This window comes from Acinetobacter sp. ANC 3882, from assembly GCF_022549545.1.
Taxonomy (GTDB): domain Bacteria; phylum Pseudomonadota; class Gammaproteobacteria; order Pseudomonadales; family Moraxellaceae; genus Acinetobacter.
The window spans coordinates 248,491-265,798 of the sequence record NZ_JAKZGB010000004.1 but is presented as its reverse complement, the minus strand read 5'-3'; the positions used below and the strand labels follow the sequence as shown (position 1 = coordinate 265,798).

The window sequence follows — 17,308 nt, the reverse complement described above, 5'->3', positions numbered from 1 at the left end:
TGCTATTTTTAAGCAAATTGCACCACTTTTCATCAAAATTACAATTTAATTTCTATATTGGTGCGTTTTTTGCATTATAAATTCCATCAAATTGAGTTGTTTCAAGACAACTTGAGTTTTTAGATTTACTAAATCTATTTTGGTGCAAAAAATGAATCAAATATTTGCATAAAAATAGAATTTAGCACTTTTTTTGAGCACCACTATGCAAAACGTAGATCTATTTTTCTTACTGCTCGGTGCAGTACTGGTATTAGCAATGCACGCTGGCTTTGCGTTCTTGGAATTAGGCACAGTCCGCCATAAAAACCAAGTCAATGCACTGAGTAAAATCCTTACCGATTTTGCCATCTCAGCGATTGCCTATTTCTTTGTAGGCTATTGGATTGCATATGGTCAAAACTTTTTCCATGCAGGCAGCACCTTAGCAGCCGATCATGGCTATAACCTGATGCGCTGCTTCTTCTTGCTCACCTTTGCCGCTGCAATTCCTGCAATTATCTCAGGCGGCATTGCAGAACGTGCCAAAATGCGCGCTCAAGCGATTGCAACGCTGATCTTGGTTGCCTTGATCTATCCGTTCTTCGAAGGCATGATCTGGAATGGCAACTATGGCCTACAAAAGTGGTTAGAAAACTCTTTTGGTGCAAGTTTCCATGACTTTGCAGGCTCAGTTGTCGTGCATGCAATGGGAGGATGGATTGCTTTGGCTGCTGTGATTTTACTCGGTGCACGTCATGGCCGTTATAAAAATGATGGTCGTGTCAGTGCACACCCACCGTCATCGATTCCATTCCTTGCATTAGGCTCATGGATTCTGATCGTGGGTTGGTTTGGCTTTAACGTGATGAGTGCACAACGTGTTGAAGCAATTTCAGGTCTGGTTGCAATCAATTCTCTGATGGCAATGGTCGGTGGAACTTTAGCTGCAAACTTTATGGGTAAAGATGACCCTGGTTTCTTACACAATGGTCCATTGGCTGGACTGGTGGCGATCTGTGCAGGCTCAGACATTGTGCACCCAATTGGTGCATTGGTGATTGGTGGTACTGCTGGTGCACTCTTTGTTTACTTATTTACTTATACGCAAAACAAGCTGAAAGTAGATGATGTACTTGGGGTGTGGCCATTACACGGAGTATGTGGTGCATTAGGTGGTATTGCAGCAGGAATCTTTGGGCAACAAGCACTTGGCGGTCTCGGTGGTGTGTCAATCATTTCTCAGATCATTGGCACCAGCTTAGGCATCGGCATTGCACTTGCAGGCGGTTTCATTGTGTATGGACTACTCAAAGTAACCATGGGAATCCGCCTTTCTCAAGAAGATGAATACCGCGGTGCAGACCTTTCAATTCACAAAATTTCAGCCAACTCTGAAGAATCAATGTTCTAGTTTCTTACATCAATTTAAGCGGCTAACCATGCCGCTTTTTTTATAGGTGATTAAAAAATATAAGCGCATCTATACTGCAATTGATGCGCTTCTGTCAGCACCAGAAACTATTTGATTACGCATATCTATCAATTGGAATAGGCCATCTAACACAGCGATTCTTGGTTGCATTTGAAATCAGAATAACAATCATGGCACATATTATGCTTTACGTTTCTTGCAATTTTTACTGTAATTCATTCATTTAAAAATTGCTTAATTCATCGACAGTTACTATTAACAAAACGGTAAAGAATATCGCTTGAGCAATCGTATTGAAGTCTATTAAGATGAAAAATAATGTATTTTTTATGCATAAAAAAGAGCACATTATTTTTCATAACAATGAACGGTTAAACCGCAACAATTACGAATGCGATCATAACGATACAAAAGGAGTTTTGTATATGACACCTAAACGCACCATGACCTCCCTGCTTTGTGCAAGCGCCTTGATGCTCGGCTTAAGTGCCTGTAGTGACAATAAAGCACCCGCTGCTGGTGAAAAAGCTGCTGAAAGTAGCACTTCCGACTCTGGTACGTTAAACAAAATCAAAAGCTCGGGTACGATTGTACTTGGTTATCGTGATTCATCTATTCCATTTTCCTATATCGCCTCTACCCCAAATCAGCCAGTAGGTTATGCACACGATCTGCAACTTAAAGTTGTTGAGGCTGTGAAGCAGAAGCTCAACATGCCAGACCTGAAAGTCCGTTATAACCTTGTGACCAGTCAGAACCGTATTCCTCTGGTCTCGAATGGTACGGTAGATTTGGAATGTGGTTCGACCACCAACAATAAAGAGCGACAGCAACAGGTTGATTTTTCTGTTGGTTTCTTTGAGGTTGGCTCTCGATTGCTCACTGCTAAAAACTCTGGAATTAAAGATTTTGCAGATTTAAAAGGCAAAAAACTGGTGACCACAGCAGGAACCACCTCTGAACGCTATATCCGCCAACACCAGCAAGAACTTGGTATTGGTGAAATCATTTCTGCCAAGGACCACGCCGAATCTTTCTTGATGCTGCAAAATGGCCGTGCTGTTGCCTTTATGATGGACGATATCCTACTCGCAGGTGAGAAATCCAAGGCCAAAGATCCAAATCAATGGGACATCGTCGGTACTGCGCCGATTCATGAAATCTATGGTTGTATGCTGCGTAAGGGCGATACTGGTTTTAAACAAGTCGTCGATGATGCCATTAAGGCAACCTATGCCTCTGGTGAAATCAACAAGATGTATGAAAAATGGTTCCAGCAACCGATTCCACCAAAGAACATTAATTTGAACTTTGCCATGTCTGATCAACTCAAAGCATTAATCAGTAACCCGCATGATCGGGATCAATAATTTGTCCTTATAACCAAAATCTTATTATGGAACCGGGGAACAGTGGATGTTCTCCCGCTTCTTCTCAGGAGTTATTATGAATTATAGCTGGAACTGGGGAGTTTTGTGGCAATCTACAGGTATCGGAGATACAACCTACCTTAGTTGGATTATAACGGGTCTGGGATGGCTTGTAGTGATTGCGATTGTCGCATGGAGCATTGCCATGCTTCTCGGCAGTATCCTTGGCATTATGCGGACGCTCCCAAATAAAACAGCCAGAGCGATGGGTACAGCCTATGTCACGCTGTTCAGGAATGTACCTTTACTTGTTCAGTTATTTATCTGGTTTTATGTGGTTCCCAACTTTCTCCCTGCACCAATCAAAAGCTGGTGGATGAACGATCTGGGTGCCAATACCACGGCCCTGATTTCTGCCAGTGTTGGACTCGGGTTATTCACGGCTGCACGTGTGTGTGAGCAAGTCCGAACAGGTATTGAAGCCTTACCCAAGGGGCAAGTTAATGCAGGTTATGCCATGGGGTTTTCCACGGCACAACTCTACCGCTATATTATTCTGCCACAGTCTTTTCGCACCATTTTACCGCCACTGAGTTCAGAGCTGACCAACTGCGTGAAGAATACCTCGGTTGCCTCTCTGGTTGGGGTAGCAGAAATTATTTCGCAGATGAAAACCATTAGTGAATACACCCAGAACACCATCGAAATTTACACCTATGTCACAATCATTTTCATTGTGATCAATGTCTGTCTTATTTTTAGTATGAACCTGCTGGAAAAACGTCTGCGTATTCCTGGTTTAATATCAGGAGGAAAGTAGTATGGAATGGTTAACTTCTTTTCTTAATGATTTACAGCAGTCTGGGCCTGCGCTCTGGTACGGTTTCAGCATTACCTTAAAAGTCGTTGTTCTCGCAACGATTGGCGGTATAGCCATTGGTACAATACTGGCACTGATGCGCCTCTCATCGATCAAAATTCTGAATTGGATTGCGCAGGCGTATGTCGACCTGTTCCGCTCGATTCCCCTACTGTTGGTGTTGATGTGGTTTTACTTTGCCGTTCCGTTTCTTTATACCGCGATCACAGGTCAATACCTCACCATTGATACGGCTTTGGTTTCAAGCATCGTGGCATTCATGCTGTTTGAAGCTGCTTATTTTTCTGAAATTGTACGTGCTGGAATTCAATCCATCCCCAAGGGTCAAGCGGCTGCAGCATATGCACTGGGGATGAATTACAACCAGTCGATGCGCTTGATTATTCTGCCACAGGCATTCAGAAAAATGACGCCATTGCTACTACAACAGACGATTATCCTGTTTCAGGATTCAACCATGGTCTATGCCATCGGGTTACTGGATTTTTTCAGAACCAATTATGTTCGTGGTGATTTAATGTCCTTACTCACCCAATATATTCTATTTGCTGGACTGGTGTACTTTAGCATCAGTGCTTTAGCGACTTTCACAGTGAAACGTTTACAAAGGAGGTTACGTGTATGAGCGATAATAAAGTAATGATAGACCTCCAAAATGTCAGTAAGTGGTATGAACAATTTCAGGTACTGACCGACTGCAGCACTCAGATCAGTCAAGGGGAAGTCGTGGTTGTCTGTGGTCCATCAGGCTCAGGTAAATCGACCTTGATCAAAACCGTTAATGGACTAGAACCATTTCAGCAAGGTAAAATCTTTGTCGATGGGGTCCCTGTTCACGAACCTAAGACCGATATGACCAAACTGCGTAGCCGTGTTGGTATGGTCTTCCAGCACTTTGAACTGTTTCCACATCTGAGCATTACTGAAAATCTGACGATTGCTCAGGTCAAGGTACTTGGCCGCTCAGAAGCAGAGGCCAATAAAAAAGGATTGGCCTATTTGGATCGGGTTGGACTGAGCGCACATGCCAATAAATATCCTGCTCAGCTTTCAGGTGGTCAACAGCAACGGGTTGCGATTGCTCGTGCACTGAGCATGGACCCGATTGCTATGCTATTTGATGAGCCAACGTCTGCGCTTGACCCTGAAATGATCAATGAAGTTCTCGATGTGATGGTTGGACTGGCCAAAGAAGGTATGACCATGATGTGTGTGACCCATGAAATGGGCTTTGCTCGTCAGGTGGCCAATCGTATTATTTTCATGGACCAAGGAAAAATTGTTGAGGATTGCTCCAAAGATGAATTCTTTGGTACCCCCCGTGGTGAACGTGCCCAACAATTTCTGGATAAAATTCTGCATTAAACCGTATATGTTGCAGCCTAAAATAAAGCAGCCTTTGGGCTGCTTTATTTTGAAAACCCCATAACATAAATTACCTATCTTATTTTTCAATGCTCCTCTTTCGCTCGTTTTAAGACTCATTTAAGAGCCAATTAAGCTTCTCCGCATTAAATAATCGGACCATCATCCAGCCCTAACAGCCAGTTCCATGATCTTGAAAACACCCTTTTTTTTATGGCTGAGTTTTTTGCTTTTTATCAGCTTTTTCATTCTGTTGTGGGTGTTTCCTGTGGGAGGAGCAATTGACTTAAACCTAATTCAACCTTGGGTTAGCGCGCATGGCACATTTCCATATAAAAATGATTGGTTCCTCGATAAACTGAATCATAGTTATGTCAAACAACTGCTAACTGTTGTTTATGTCATTTTTTTCTTTTTATGGGCTGCTTCTTTTAAAGTTGAAAAACTAAAACCAAATCGTTGGCAATATGGCTATATGTTTTGGGTCAGTATGCTCTGCACCTGTATTGTCGGATTACTCAAAGCACATTCTGCCCAAGCCTGCCCGTGGTATATGACCCATGAAACTGTCACAGGCTTTGTTTGGGATTTCTCAGCAACAGCTGGAAATTGTTTCCCAGGTGGACATGCCAGCACAGGTTTCGCGCTCATCACTGGTTATTTTGTTTATCGCTTACATCAAACACAACGTGCTTGGTTCTATTTAATAGCAGGTCTAATCCTCGGCTTTGCCATGGGGTGGGCACAAATGATGCGTGGCGCTCATTTCCTGAGTCATAATCTTTGGACTGCATGGGTTTGTGTTGCGATTAATTTACTTTGTTATGCATTGACTTATAAGTATCATCAAGCAGCTGCAAATCGTAATTCTGTACCTTTCCAGGTAGTTGATGTGGTAAAGTGAACGAATGTGCTCATAGAACGAGTACGTTTGACACTCACATTAGGATTATTTTTGCTGGCCTATGTCTGACTTTGAAACTTTTTTAGAATCCACTTTAAAAACGCAACAAGACTCAATTCAATCTTATGAATTAGATTCACGTAAAGTATGGCTTAAAAAAGCATCTGAACGCCATGGATTATGGTTATATACCCCATTGAAATGGTTAGCTAAAATATTTAACTTAGGTTCAATCACCCCAGTTCCCAATCAAGGTGGATCAACCGCCATCCAGTGTGAATTTAAGCGGATCCAACAACTGAAAGCATTGGGCATTTCCACCCCAAATGTATTGGCGCTCTCTAAAAAAGGTATTTTATTGGAGGATGTTGGTTCTCAGCGCCAAAGTCCTGTCAGTCAGCTTGATCAAAAGTTAGGGAGCTTGAAAGATCATACTGAAGAGCAATTCCAACTGTTTCATAAAGCAATTCAATCGATTAGTCAATTACATCAACAACAAGGCTATTTGAGCGAAGCCTTCGCCCGCAATATTTTGGTTGATCAAAACAATCAATTTACGTTTATTGACTTTGAAACTGACCCTCAAGATGTACTTAGCTTACATGATTGCTATGTCCGTGACTGGTTATTGTTTATCTTCTCAACTGCCTATCATTTTGAGTTTGAACAACTCGAGCAAGCCAGTCAGGTACTCTACCAAGCTTTGCAAGATGAGCCTCAAGTCTACAAAGACATTTGTAAAGTTGGAAAACGCTTAAATTGGGTATTACGTTTGAATGTGAGCAAAGTCGGCAATGATGGCAAGCGCATTCAAAAATGTGTGCTGTTCCTGTGTTATCTGAAACAACAAGCCGACATCAACAAGAACGAATAAACATGAGATGAGGGACCCTCCCCAAGACTTAATGCGGTTCGTGATGCGCCAATTTTTTAGGGAGTTTGACCAATACACTCAAACCACCCAATTCAATGCTTCTCGACAAAGTTAAAATACCGCCTAAACGCTGGGTGGCTTTATCCACAATAGAGAGTCCCAAGCCACTGCCCACTTCTAAATGATGATGCACGCGATAAAAACGTTTGAGTACTTTGTCATATTGTTCGGGGTCGATCCCTGTACCACTGTCATCAATTTGGATGTAGGCATAGCCATCGGTATCACTATACACAGAAATATTGATAATCCCCTGATTGGGTGTGTATTTAATTGCGTTATCAATCAGATTAAAAATAATCGAATGTACGGTTGATTCAAGACTCCGCATTTCAATAGGATCATTACGCTCAAAGCCTAAATCAATCTCCTTTTGCATGGCTAGATTCACCAATTGCTCTACACAATTTAAAGCCACATCGTTGAGCTTAAACTGTGTGTTTGGTTCAATTAAACTGAGTGCAACATCCTGTTTTGCCAAAGCCAAAAGCTGGGTGACCAAGTGCTGAATACGGGCTAAGCCTTTGCTGAGATTCTGTAATGCTTCATGCTCAGGGAACTGACTGATCAGAATTCGGGTTTGCAAATTCAGTGCAGTCACAGGTGTTCGTAGCTCATGTGCCGCATCTGCAATAAATTGCTTTTGTTCTGTTTGCGCATGTTGAATCCGCTCGAATAAACGATTCATTTCCTCAATGGTCGGTTGTAACTCTTGTGGGTACTCACTGCTGTCAATCGGTGCCAATCCATCTGAGTCACGTTGGGTCAGTTCAGCTTTGAAATCATCTAAAGGCTTTAAACTCAAGCTAATAATGAATGCCAGTACAATAATTGCGATCGGTAGCAGAAGCAGATATGGAATAAACATGCTTCCTGCCAGCTCCAACGCAAAAACCTTACGTACCTGTTCTTGCTGGCTGACCTGAATCTGGAAATCTTTTAGAGGAATCACATAAACACGCCACTTCCCTTGTGGTGTGTTTTGCATATAAAAACCCGCTTGCTTCACGGGTGGAACCAATAAATGGGTTTGATGCCACAAATGACTCTGATCTTTGTACGCCCAGATATCAATCAATAAATCTTCTTCGTGATAAGTCCGATGTAACTCAACCCGACTGGCCGTTGGCGTGAGCGGCTGCAAGGTTGAGCGTTCAGCCATATATTGCATTTGTGTATCTAAAATTTCATCGACTTCATGCAATGAAACTTTATAAGCTGCCAAAATCAAAAAACAGCCCAGCACAATACTGAAAATGGAAGTTCCCCAAATCAGTCTTTTCTTGAGTGAATAATGCCTTGCCGCTTTCATCAATTTAAGCTTGTCCCAAACGATAACCTAAGCCGCGAATCGTACGAATAAAGTCTTTCCCTAATTTGGCGCGCAAATGATGCACATAGACCTCAATGGTATTACTCGTGACTTCACTATCAAAATCATACAACTTATCTTCAAGATTAGCTTTCGAGAAAATTTTATTTGGATGAGAAACCATCGGAATGAGGATGGCCCATTCACGATTGGACAGTTCAATCTGTTGCCCTTTGAATGTGGCTAAGTGCTGCTCGACATCCAGAGTCAATTCACCACTTTTTAGCAATTGCGACTGGCTTTTCAGCTGTGCGGTCTCATTGCTGCCACGGCGCAACAAGGCATTAATTCGTGCAAGTAATTCATCAAATTCATAAGGCTTGATCAGATAATCATCCGCACCTTGATTTAACCCATCAACCCTGTTTTGTAGTTGATCACGCGCAGAAATAATCAATACGGGAACCGTGCTACGCTGACGAATCTGTTTGAGTATTTGCATGCCATCCATTAAAGGAAGACCCAAGTCCAACAGGACCAAATCAAAAGCCTGCTTGGTCAGCAAAGCCAATCCATCTACCCCATTGTTGACCCATTCCACATCAAACTGATGATATCGCAATAGAGTCAAAGTTGACTCTGCAATCATAAAATCATCTTCTATCATCAAGATCTTGGTCATGATTTCACTTCACCTTATGGCTTAGGACATGTTTGTAACATGTCATCTTTAGGATTAATTACTTTAGTTTTAATATCAAGCAAACTGAGCATAGTTGGGAATAAATTATCCTGACTGAGTTTATTTTTACTTTGTTGTACTAAACATTTGATTTGCTTGGCTTCCCGTTGCTGCCATGCGCTAGAGAACCACATCAACATCGGAACATGTGTCTGTTGGCTCGGTGCAATCGCATACGGCGCACCATGCAAATACATCCCACTTTCACCAGTTGATTCACCATGATCAGATAAATACCACAAACCTGTTTGATATTGCGTAGTATTTTTTAATGTATTGATCAATGAGTCTAAAACATAATCCGTATAAAGTAAGGTATTGTCATAAGTATTGATTAAGGCTTCTTGGGTACAGCCTTGAATCGCATTGGTATCACAAATTGGCTTGAAGACACGAAACGCTGCTGGTGCACGCTTATAATAAGCGGGTCCATGACTGCCCATTTGGTGCAAGACCACCAATTGCGGGCGTTTATCATCTTTTGGAATCGTTTCGAGATACGCTTTCAGGCTATCAATCAAAATTTCATCCAGACATTCACCATTCTTACACCATTTCTGCTGGATCGATTCAGGAATTTTATATTCGCCAATCCGATCACATGTACCTTTGCAACTTGAATTGTTATCAATCCAAGTGACTTGGTAACCCGCACGTTTTGCAATATCCAATAGCCCTTCTCGATGACTGGCCAAACGCTCATCGTAGTCGACTCGCGGCATACCTGAGAACATACACGGAACAGATACTGCTGTCGCAGTACCACACGAACTGACTTGAGAAAAATTTAAAATATCTTGCTTGGAGAGTTTCGGATTGGTGTCCTTGGCATAACCATTTAAAGCAAAGTTCTCAGCACGCGCTGTTTCACCCACCACCAACACCATCAGTTTAGGTGCACCTTTTGCCGCTTTGGAAAGCTGTGCATCTTCACCGTAATGCACCAGCGGTAAATTCTGTTTAGGGGCTTTCTTTTTATAATAAGACACCGAAGCAGCAATCATATTTTGTGGGGAAATCATCCCTTTTAAATCACGATTCTCACGAAAGATTGCCGCAAAATCGACATAGAAAATAAATAGCAAGCCACCCACCAGCATTAAAGAGACCAGCGATGCGATTATTTTTTTGAAGACCTGTTTCAACCCTGACTCTGGCTTTAACCGAACCTTCAAAATAACCACAATCGGCACAATTACCATGCCAACAAACCAAATGACTAATCGCCAAGACCAAGTATCACGGGCCTCTGCAATATTAGTTTGCATCATGTTCTGAATTTGGTCGGCAGTAATCCAAACGCCTAAAGTATTCACTGCATAGGCTGCAAAACCACCAATAAATATCAAAGCAATTGCGATAGGCTTTGCCGTCCATTTCCAATTTAAAATCTGTAAAGCAAACAAATATAATGCTGTCACCACACCTATGGATGCGGCCACAAACAGTCCAGCCTTAAGCCCAGTATAAGGCGTTAATGCTTGCATCTTTTGATAAAATGCAATATTCAGAAATACACCCAACCAAATGGCAAGTAGCACATTGAAGGTCAGTAGTGAAATCGATCTAGGCATGGCTTTTTGTAGCAACATAGGCATCACAATCTAAAAATAATTTTCTTTGCTTTTTTTAAAATAAGAATAAAAACTTAAAAATCACTTAAACCCTGTAATAAGGGCATGGATTTGCTGAATGGTAGGATGTTTTTGTTCAAAAGTAGGGTGAACAACATCAGCTTAAAATGCTGATCAAATTTTTTTATCATCGATAAACTAAATTTTATGATGAATAATTTTTGCTTTTATAACAATCCAATATAAAAAAAGCCCTCTAAGCAAACTTAAAGGGCTTTTTTGAATGACGGCAGATTAGAATTTGAATTCTAAACCTAAGCCTGCAACAGGTTGTTTATCCTTTTTGCTTGCTTGTTCAAGTGTTAGATAACCTGCATAACCATAGGTTTTAACTTGCTTGTTAAATGCATAGTCTGCGCCAGCAATAATTTGTTTTGCTTTAAAATCAGCAGTATTGGTTTTAAAGCTTGTATCATTCTGGCTGTATTGGCCTTTCACCGTCCAGTTTTTTGCTTGAGGGATGTTATATTCTGCCCCCAATAACCAGCCTTGTGCATCGTCAATATTTTCTGAACCTGGAGCATTGCCTGCGGCCTCTTCAACTTCAGAAGTTTGATAGAGTGCTTTTAATGCCAAACCATCAATCGGCGTTACTTTACCAATTGCACGTACTGTATTCGCCGCGGCAAAAAGACTACCACCTGTAATTGCAGGTTCAGCAGCATTTAAAAAACCACGACCAAGGAAAGTACTTGGAATTGCTTTGTCATAGCCGATACCAGCAACGACTAAAGGGTTTTCATAGGTAACAGATGCTGACCATGCATCACCTAAACCACGACCTGCAGTTTTAACAACGCCCTTATCTGATTTAATACCACTCGACTCACCAGTAGCCAATAAAGCATTGAGTTTAAAAGCACCATCTAATAATTTAAGCGCTGGAGACTCATACACCACGACATTCGAAACACGGTTTTCACCCGCGAAAATCCCCGTGATATCAGCTTTGTTAGCAACATAGTTGTTGAACGTATCTACCGTACTCGATAATTGCTTTAATGGCGTGTCATGCGCACCAATTTTAACTGTACCTAATTGTGAATCTTTCAGACCGACAAAACGATTACGCTTGCTCCAGTCGTCGCCATCACCATCGGCATTAAACGCCCATTCAATCGCATAAACTGCACTTAAGCGCTCAGTCAGTTTTTCATCACCTTTTAATCCAAGGAATGAACTGTTTGAGCTAATTTCCCAAACGTCTTTGTTTGATTTGGTTGCATTTTTTTCTGGTAAATAATCAACACTGGCATCAATCTCACCATAAAATGTCGGTGCTGCAAATGTGGTTGTTGCAAGTAAACTAAGCACTGCTGCTGTTACAATTTTGATTTTCATTGTTTACATCCTGGTTAAATTTGTAACAAATCCTACACATTAACTTTATATGACAAAACGATTAAAATCTTATTAATTTATTCCAATTTCGACTAAAGTTTAATTTTTATACACTCACTTTTTATGAGCGCAAAAGATTTTTATGCTTTTATTGATGAACAAATTAATTGCATTATCAATTAATTAAAACCGTCATCTTAACTATTTTTTCTTATTATTTCCTATATTCAAAAAAACAAAAAATCCGATAAAAATCATCTAATTCCCATATAAGACAATACGCTTTGTTTCATAAAGTGTCTGCTTAATACAAAAATTGTAATAAAAGATGATCTTTAGCTTGCTTTATTTTTCCAATAATAAATTGGTGCCAAACAAAGCATCGAAACGATACAAATCACAATCAAATAACGATAGTATCCAAGCCAATCACCCACCACACCACTAAACAAATAGAGTAAACCGCTCACTGTTGCCATAATAGAGACTTGGAACGTAAAGTCAGTTGCTGCAAACTGTTTACGGCTGTACTGCATGACGAGCGTTAACATGACAACAAGTAGCATGGCTGAACAAGCATCTTCAAATGCATTCACTCCATACAGCCAGATCGGTGTAATTTGCTTCTGAGCTTCATAGTAATAAGCGAGAACTGTATATCCTGCTAAACTGATGATTTTCAGAACCGAAAATACAACTAAGCAATGTACTCTGGAATAATGCTTCAATAATAAACCTGCAATGGCAGCGCCCAACAATGCAGCCACGGCACCAAACATGGTGATAAACACACCAATTTGAGTGAAATTCAGTCCCATATCGACCATTAAAGGTTTTAATAATGGACCTGCGAGGCCATCAGCCACTTTAAAACAGATCAGTACCAACAACCATGCTTTTAGTTCTTTGGAAGACTGAAAATAATTTAAATAGGTCTTCACCGCTTGCATAAATGATTGCGAAGCAACGCTATCAGGCGTAGTTTTGCTCAGGTGTTGCGGTTCGCGATAAAACAAAACTGGGAGCGTATTTAGAAACACCAAAACAGCCAAAGCCAGAAATGTGTTTTGCCAATGCAGCCAATCCAAGCACCAGAGTACAGCTCCGCCCCCAACAATAAAGCCCAACCGAGATCCAATTACTTGAAAGGTATTGCCCCAATGCTGTTGATCACTTTTGAGTAGATTCACTGCCAAGCCATCAGTTGCAATGTCTTGAGTTGCGCCAGTTAAATTCATTAAAAGTAGCAACACAAAGAAAATCAGTAAATAACTCGGTTGATCCAAAGCATGAATAGGGAAAAATGATAGGACAATCAGAATAATGACACTGCACAGTTGCATTGGGATAATCCAGCTACGGTAATGTCCTAATGTTGATAAAGCAAAACGATCTACATAAGCTGCCCAAAAAATTTTAATCGACCAAGGCAACATCAATAAGCCGAAACCGCCGATATGCGCCAACGATACCCCTTGCGCTCTTAAGATCACGGGCAAAGCATGGGTCATAAATCCAACAGGTAAACCCTGTGCCCAATATAAAGAAAACAATAAAATGTAAACCTGTCTAAGATTAAGCATTTTTGAGTTTTCCATGGCTGTACGATGAAGTTGCTCAAGTATCTAATCCTTTCATCTACATGGCAATAAAATCTTATTTTTTGCCAATGCAGTCGCTGTAATGAGCGTTTAACATGATTATAGTTGTCATTACATATCGTGATTTATGCCACAACATTTTCCTGATTTACCGCCGCTTGTTCCACAACGTGGGACCGCTTATAGTCGTGCACTGTGTAAAAAGCTTTTTCTCGGGCAAGGCTGGACTGTCGTTGGCGAGATACCAAACTTACCCAAAGCGGTTGCGATTATTTCCCCGCATACCTCCAATATTGATGGTTGGTATGGCTTTTTAGCCATTGGCGGTTTGGGTTTAAAAATTACCGTGTTAGGTAAAGATACTTTATTTAAACCAGCTTTGAAGCCACTTTTAAATTGGGCTGGTCTGATTCCTGTCCGTCGCGACAGCGCACACGGACTGACAGAACAGGTCGTTGCCACGATTCATCAGCACGATAAAATCTGGATTGGCATGGCCCCAGAAGGTACTCGCAAAAAAGCCGAAAAAATGAAAAGTGGCTTTTACCATATTGCCCATGCCGCGGGTATCCCCATCGTGATGTTTGCCTTTGATTATGATCATAAAACCATTTATTGTTTGGGTGCCTTTACGCCAACAGGCCACTACCAACAAGACCTCGAACAGATCATGCAACGCTATGTGGGACACTTCTCACCAAAGAATCCAGATTGGTTGGCAGAACCCTTACAAAAACTTGTGAAAAAAAACTAGAAAATTGAGGGTAAATCTGCTCTGATGTGCCATCTTTTTGTACATTTTATCTGCACCTGATATGAAAATTGCTCGACTGTCTTGCTTGGCTATTATTAGCTTGGCTTTATTTGGTTGTGATCAAACAGCAAAGAAAACACCACCTACAACGGCAATTAAAGCACGTGAACCCGTGATTGCTCTCGCTTTAGGCGGTGGCGGTGCCAAGGGCTTTGCCCATATTGGTGTGATCAAAGTTTTAGAATCGCATGGTATTAAAGCCAAAATCGTGACAGGTACCAGTGCGGGTAGCTTTGTCGGTAGCATTTATGCCAGTGGGCAAACGCCTTATCAAATGCAGAATCTGGCTTTAAAACTGCAAGAATCTGACTTGCGTGATCTAACCCTCAATAGCCAAGGCATTATCCTCGGTCAAAAACTACAGAATTATGTAAATAGCCAAGTCGGCAATAAACCGATCGAGCAATTCCCGATTCGTTTTGCTGCGGTCGCAACGCGCTTAGACACAGGAAAAAAAGCAGAGTTTATTAAAGGCAATGCAGGCCAAGCGGTACGTGCGTCTTGTAGTATTCCAAACGTGTTTGTCCCTGCGGTGATTGGCAATACTAAATATGTAGATGGTGGCTTAGTCAGCCCGATTCCAGTCAAAACAGCAAAAGATATGGGCGCAGATATTGTCATTGCCGTGGATATTTCTGCTCGTCCAGCGGGTGATAAGCCCTTAAGCATGTGGGGTCTATTGGACCAAACCATTAACATCATGGGACAGCAGAGTATTAATGAAGAACTCAATCAAGCGACTATTGTGATTCAACCGAAAGTAGGCCACCTTGGTGTACTTGACCTTAAATCTAGTAATGAAGCGATTTTAGAAGGTGAAAAAGCAACACAGGCGAAGATCACTGCTATTCGAAATGCCATTACGACATTTAAGAACTCCCCTGCTGCATTAAAACCTGCCCCTAGACCAAAATTCTAAAAGCCCTCATCAAGGGTTGTTGTTGTCTATAAATACTTGCGATCCAAGTCAGATTTTTAGCACGCATCAGCCCTAAATCCTAAAAAAACAATCTTTGTATATTCATAAAGATAATGATCTGCTAGAGTGCTAAAGGTGAATGTTTTTTCACCTCCACTCCGTTTAATGATGCGAGCAAATCTATGGAATTTGTAGTTGAACCTTGGCACTGGTTTGTATTAGGGATTTTACTGATTCTTTCAGAGTTAATTTTGCCTGCTTTTGCTGCATTATGGTTTGGCATAGCAGCAGTCATGGTCTGTATTTTACTGTGGCTTTTCCCGATGATGGGCTTTACAACCCAAGTGATTACTTGGGGGATTTTATCTATTTTATGCACGATTCTTTGGTTCAAATTTATCAAACCACTCTCCATTGATAAAACCAAAGCAGGACTTCCTCGTGAAGCAACTATTGGTCAAGTCGGTATGGTCATCCAGACTGGACTTGAACATGGGCAAATTATTGTGCGCTTTCCGATGCCTGTTTTAGGTAATGATGAATGGAATTGTCGCTGTACTGTTCCAGTACAAGTTGGCGATCGCGTTCGAGTTGTTGATATTTTGGGTAATGATTTAGTCGTTCAACCGCATAGCACGTCATAAACACAAAAGAGGGTTTTCAATGTCTGTCGGTACTATTGTTGTTTTAGCGCTTTTAGCTTTTATTGCTATAACCATCTTTAAAGGGGTTCGTATTGTTCCCCAAGGTTATAAATGGATTGTTCAACGTTTAGGTAAATACCATACTACGTTGAATCCTGGTCTCAACTTCGTTATCCCCTATGTAGACGAAGTTGCTTATAAAATTACCACCAAAGATATTGTTTTAGATATTCCTTCACAAGAAGTAATTACCCGAGACAATGCCGTACTGGTCATGAACGCTGTGGCTTATATCAATCTTACAACACCAGAAAAAGCGGTGTACGGGATTGAAAACTATACATGGGCAATTCAAAACCTTGTTCAAACTTCACTCCGTTCAATTGTGGGTGAAATGGACTTGGATGATGCACTGTCTTCACGTGATCATATCAAAGCAAAATTGAAAGCAGCCATTTCTGATGATATTTCAGATTGGGGGATTACGCTTAAAACAGTTGAAATCCAAGATATTCAACCATCTCACACCATGCAAGCGGCGATGGAAGCACAAGCTGCTGCTGAGCGTCAACGTCGTGCGACTGTAACCAAAGCAGATGGTGAAAAACAAGCTGCCATTTTAGAAGCTGATGGTCGTTTAGAAGCATCGCGTCGTGATGCAGAGGCACAGGTTGTACTTGCTGAATCATCACAACGTGCGATTGAAATGGTCACTACTGCTGTCGGTGATAAAGAAATCCCTGTTGCTTACTTACTTGGTGAGCAATATGTGAAAGCGATGCAGGATCTTTCTAAATCAAGTAATGCAAAAACTGTGGTACTTCCAGCCGATGTACTCAATGCCATTCGTGGAATTATGGGCAAACACTAAACCTTGGTTCCGATCAAATAAAGCAGCGTTCTCGCTGCTTTATTTTTTTAAGCTTCTTGAATCTTTTTTCGATCTTTGGCGGACAGTTTCTTCACCACCAAATCATAAGAGTCTTTGATCAAATCCTCGAGTAAATCAGCCGTAATCTCACTACTACTTGCAATTGAAATCCAGTGTTTTTTATTCATGTGATAACCAGCCGAAATTGAGGAATAAAGTTCCTGATATTCCAAACTTTTCTCAGGCTTGCATTTGACGGTTACGATTAACTTCCCCGCATGGGAAGCCACGTACATAAACATTTTGTCAAAGACTTTAAACACCTCACAGTCAGGTCCAAACGGTTGTGACAGATTCGCAAAAGCCAAATTTTTGCCATATTGCAAAGCACACTGTTCGAGTTGATGGTCATTCATAAAGTGATGCCCTGTTGTTATTTCTCTGGATCGTCTCTTTATCTTAGATTCGCTTTTATATTAAAACAATGATTTATAAGCCGCTAAAATCCATTCTATTGATCGTATTTAGATGTACATCTATTCCAAAAATAAAGACCATACAAG

Annotated in this window: 17 protein-coding genes; 11 read left to right on the top strand and 6 right to left on the bottom strand. The window is 41.1% G+C overall.

Annotated features, from left to right (window positions below):
- The first annotated feature begins 205 nt into the window (after positions 1–205).
- From MMO42_RS10520 to MMO42_RS10490, 7 genes are all read left to right on the top strand, one after another.
- Entirely contained in the window at positions 206–1,393 is a 1,188-nt protein-coding gene (locus MMO42_RS10520; protein WP_005296410.1) for an ammonium transporter, read from the top strand.
- Between the two features lie 446 nt (positions 1,394–1,839).
- Positions 1,840–2,784, top strand: coding sequence for a transporter substrate-binding domain-containing protein (locus MMO42_RS10515; protein ID WP_241320488.1), 945 nt, complete (start codon positions 1,840–1,842; stop codon positions 2,782–2,784).
- 76 nt (positions 2,785–2,860) lie between these two features.
- The gene (locus tag MMO42_RS10510; RefSeq protein ID WP_241320487.1) at positions 2,861–3,604 is read left to right on the top strand and encodes an amino acid ABC transporter permease; all 744 of its coding nucleotides are present in this window, start codon (positions 2,861–2,863) and stop codon (positions 3,602–3,604) included.
- 1 nt (position 3,605) lies between these two features.
- Entirely contained in the window at positions 3,606–4,289 is a 684-nt protein-coding gene (locus MMO42_RS10505; protein ID WP_241320486.1) for an ABC transporter permease subunit, read from the top strand.
- Positions 4,290–4,303: 14 nt separating this feature from the next.
- Positions 4,304–5,029: an amino acid ABC transporter ATP-binding protein gene (locus MMO42_RS10500; protein ID WP_241320542.1), complete on the top strand. Its 726-nt coding sequence runs from the start codon at positions 4,304–4,306 to the stop codon at positions 5,027–5,029.
- Positions 5,030–5,216: 187 nt separating this feature from the next.
- On the top strand, positions 5,217–5,933 hold the full coding sequence (locus MMO42_RS10495; protein ID WP_241320485.1) for a phosphatase PAP2 family protein: 717 nt from the start codon (positions 5,217–5,219) through the stop codon (positions 5,931–5,933).
- A gap of 61 nt (positions 5,934–5,994) precedes the next feature.
- Positions 5,995–6,807, top strand: coding sequence for a lipopolysaccharide kinase InaA family protein (locus tag MMO42_RS10490; protein WP_241320484.1), 813 nt, complete (start codon positions 5,995–5,997; stop codon positions 6,805–6,807).
- 28 nt (positions 6,808–6,835) lie between these two features.
- Here MMO42_RS10490 and MMO42_RS10485 read toward each other — a convergent pair whose 3' ends face one another.
- From MMO42_RS10485 to MMO42_RS10465, 5 genes are all read right to left on the bottom strand, one after another.
- Positions 6,836–8,179 (bottom strand): ATP-binding protein, encoded by a 1,344-nt coding sequence (locus tag MMO42_RS10485; protein WP_241320483.1) that lies wholly within the window; start codon positions 8,177–8,179, stop codon positions 6,836–6,838.
- Positions 8,180–8,183: 4 nt separating this feature from the next.
- Positions 8,184–8,861, bottom strand: a complete 678-nt coding sequence (locus MMO42_RS10480) for a DNA-binding response regulator PmrA (RefSeq protein WP_005296434.1) — start codon at positions 8,859–8,861, stop codon at positions 8,184–8,186.
- Positions 8,862–8,875: 14 nt separating this feature from the next.
- Positions 8,876–10,513: a phosphoethanolamine--lipid A transferase gene (locus tag MMO42_RS10475; RefSeq protein ID WP_241320482.1), complete on the bottom strand. Its 1,638-nt coding sequence runs from the start codon at positions 10,511–10,513 to the stop codon at positions 8,876–8,878.
- 276 nt (positions 10,514–10,789) lie between these two features.
- Positions 10,790–11,896 carry a porin gene (locus tag MMO42_RS10470; protein ID WP_241320481.1) on the bottom strand — a complete coding sequence of 369 codons (1,107 nt, stop codon included), beginning with the start codon at positions 11,894–11,896 and terminating at the stop codon, positions 10,790–10,792.
- A 335-nt stretch (positions 11,897–12,231) separates the two neighbouring features.
- Positions 12,232–13,479, bottom strand: a complete 1,248-nt coding sequence (locus MMO42_RS10465; protein ID WP_241320480.1) for an MFS transporter — start codon at positions 13,477–13,479, stop codon at positions 12,232–12,234.
- Between the two features lie 145 nt (positions 13,480–13,624).
- Here MMO42_RS10465 and MMO42_RS10460 point away from each other — a divergent pair, with 145 nt between their 5' ends.
- The 4 genes from MMO42_RS10460 to MMO42_RS10445 all read left to right on the top strand — a co-directional run bounded on the left by MMO42_RS10460 (position 13,625) and on the right by MMO42_RS10445 (position 16,745).
- The gene (locus MMO42_RS10460; RefSeq protein ID WP_241320479.1) at positions 13,625–14,251 is read left to right on the top strand and encodes a lysophospholipid acyltransferase family protein; all 627 of its coding nucleotides are present in this window, start codon (positions 13,625–13,627) and stop codon (positions 14,249–14,251) included.
- 61 nt (positions 14,252–14,312) lie between these two features.
- Complete coding sequence (locus MMO42_RS10455; RefSeq protein WP_241320478.1) at positions 14,313–15,230, top strand: patatin-like phospholipase family protein; 918 nt, start codon at positions 14,313–14,315, stop codon at positions 15,228–15,230.
- A gap of 182 nt (positions 15,231–15,412) precedes the next feature.
- Entirely contained in the window at positions 15,413–15,874 is a 462-nt protein-coding gene (locus tag MMO42_RS10450) for an NfeD family protein (protein ID WP_005192694.1), read from the top strand.
- A gap of 19 nt (positions 15,875–15,893) precedes the next feature.
- Positions 15,894–16,745 (top strand): SPFH domain-containing protein, encoded by an 852-nt coding sequence (locus MMO42_RS10445; protein WP_005150204.1) that lies wholly within the window; start codon positions 15,894–15,896, stop codon positions 16,743–16,745.
- A gap of 47 nt (positions 16,746–16,792) precedes the next feature.
- Here the strand turns inward: MMO42_RS10445 and MMO42_RS10440 are convergent, their stop codons facing one another.
- Positions 16,793–17,161, bottom strand: coding sequence for an MmcQ/YjbR family DNA-binding protein (locus MMO42_RS10440; protein ID WP_241320477.1), 369 nt, complete (start codon positions 17,159–17,161; stop codon positions 16,793–16,795).
- Between the last annotated feature and the right edge of the window lie 147 nt (positions 17,162–17,308).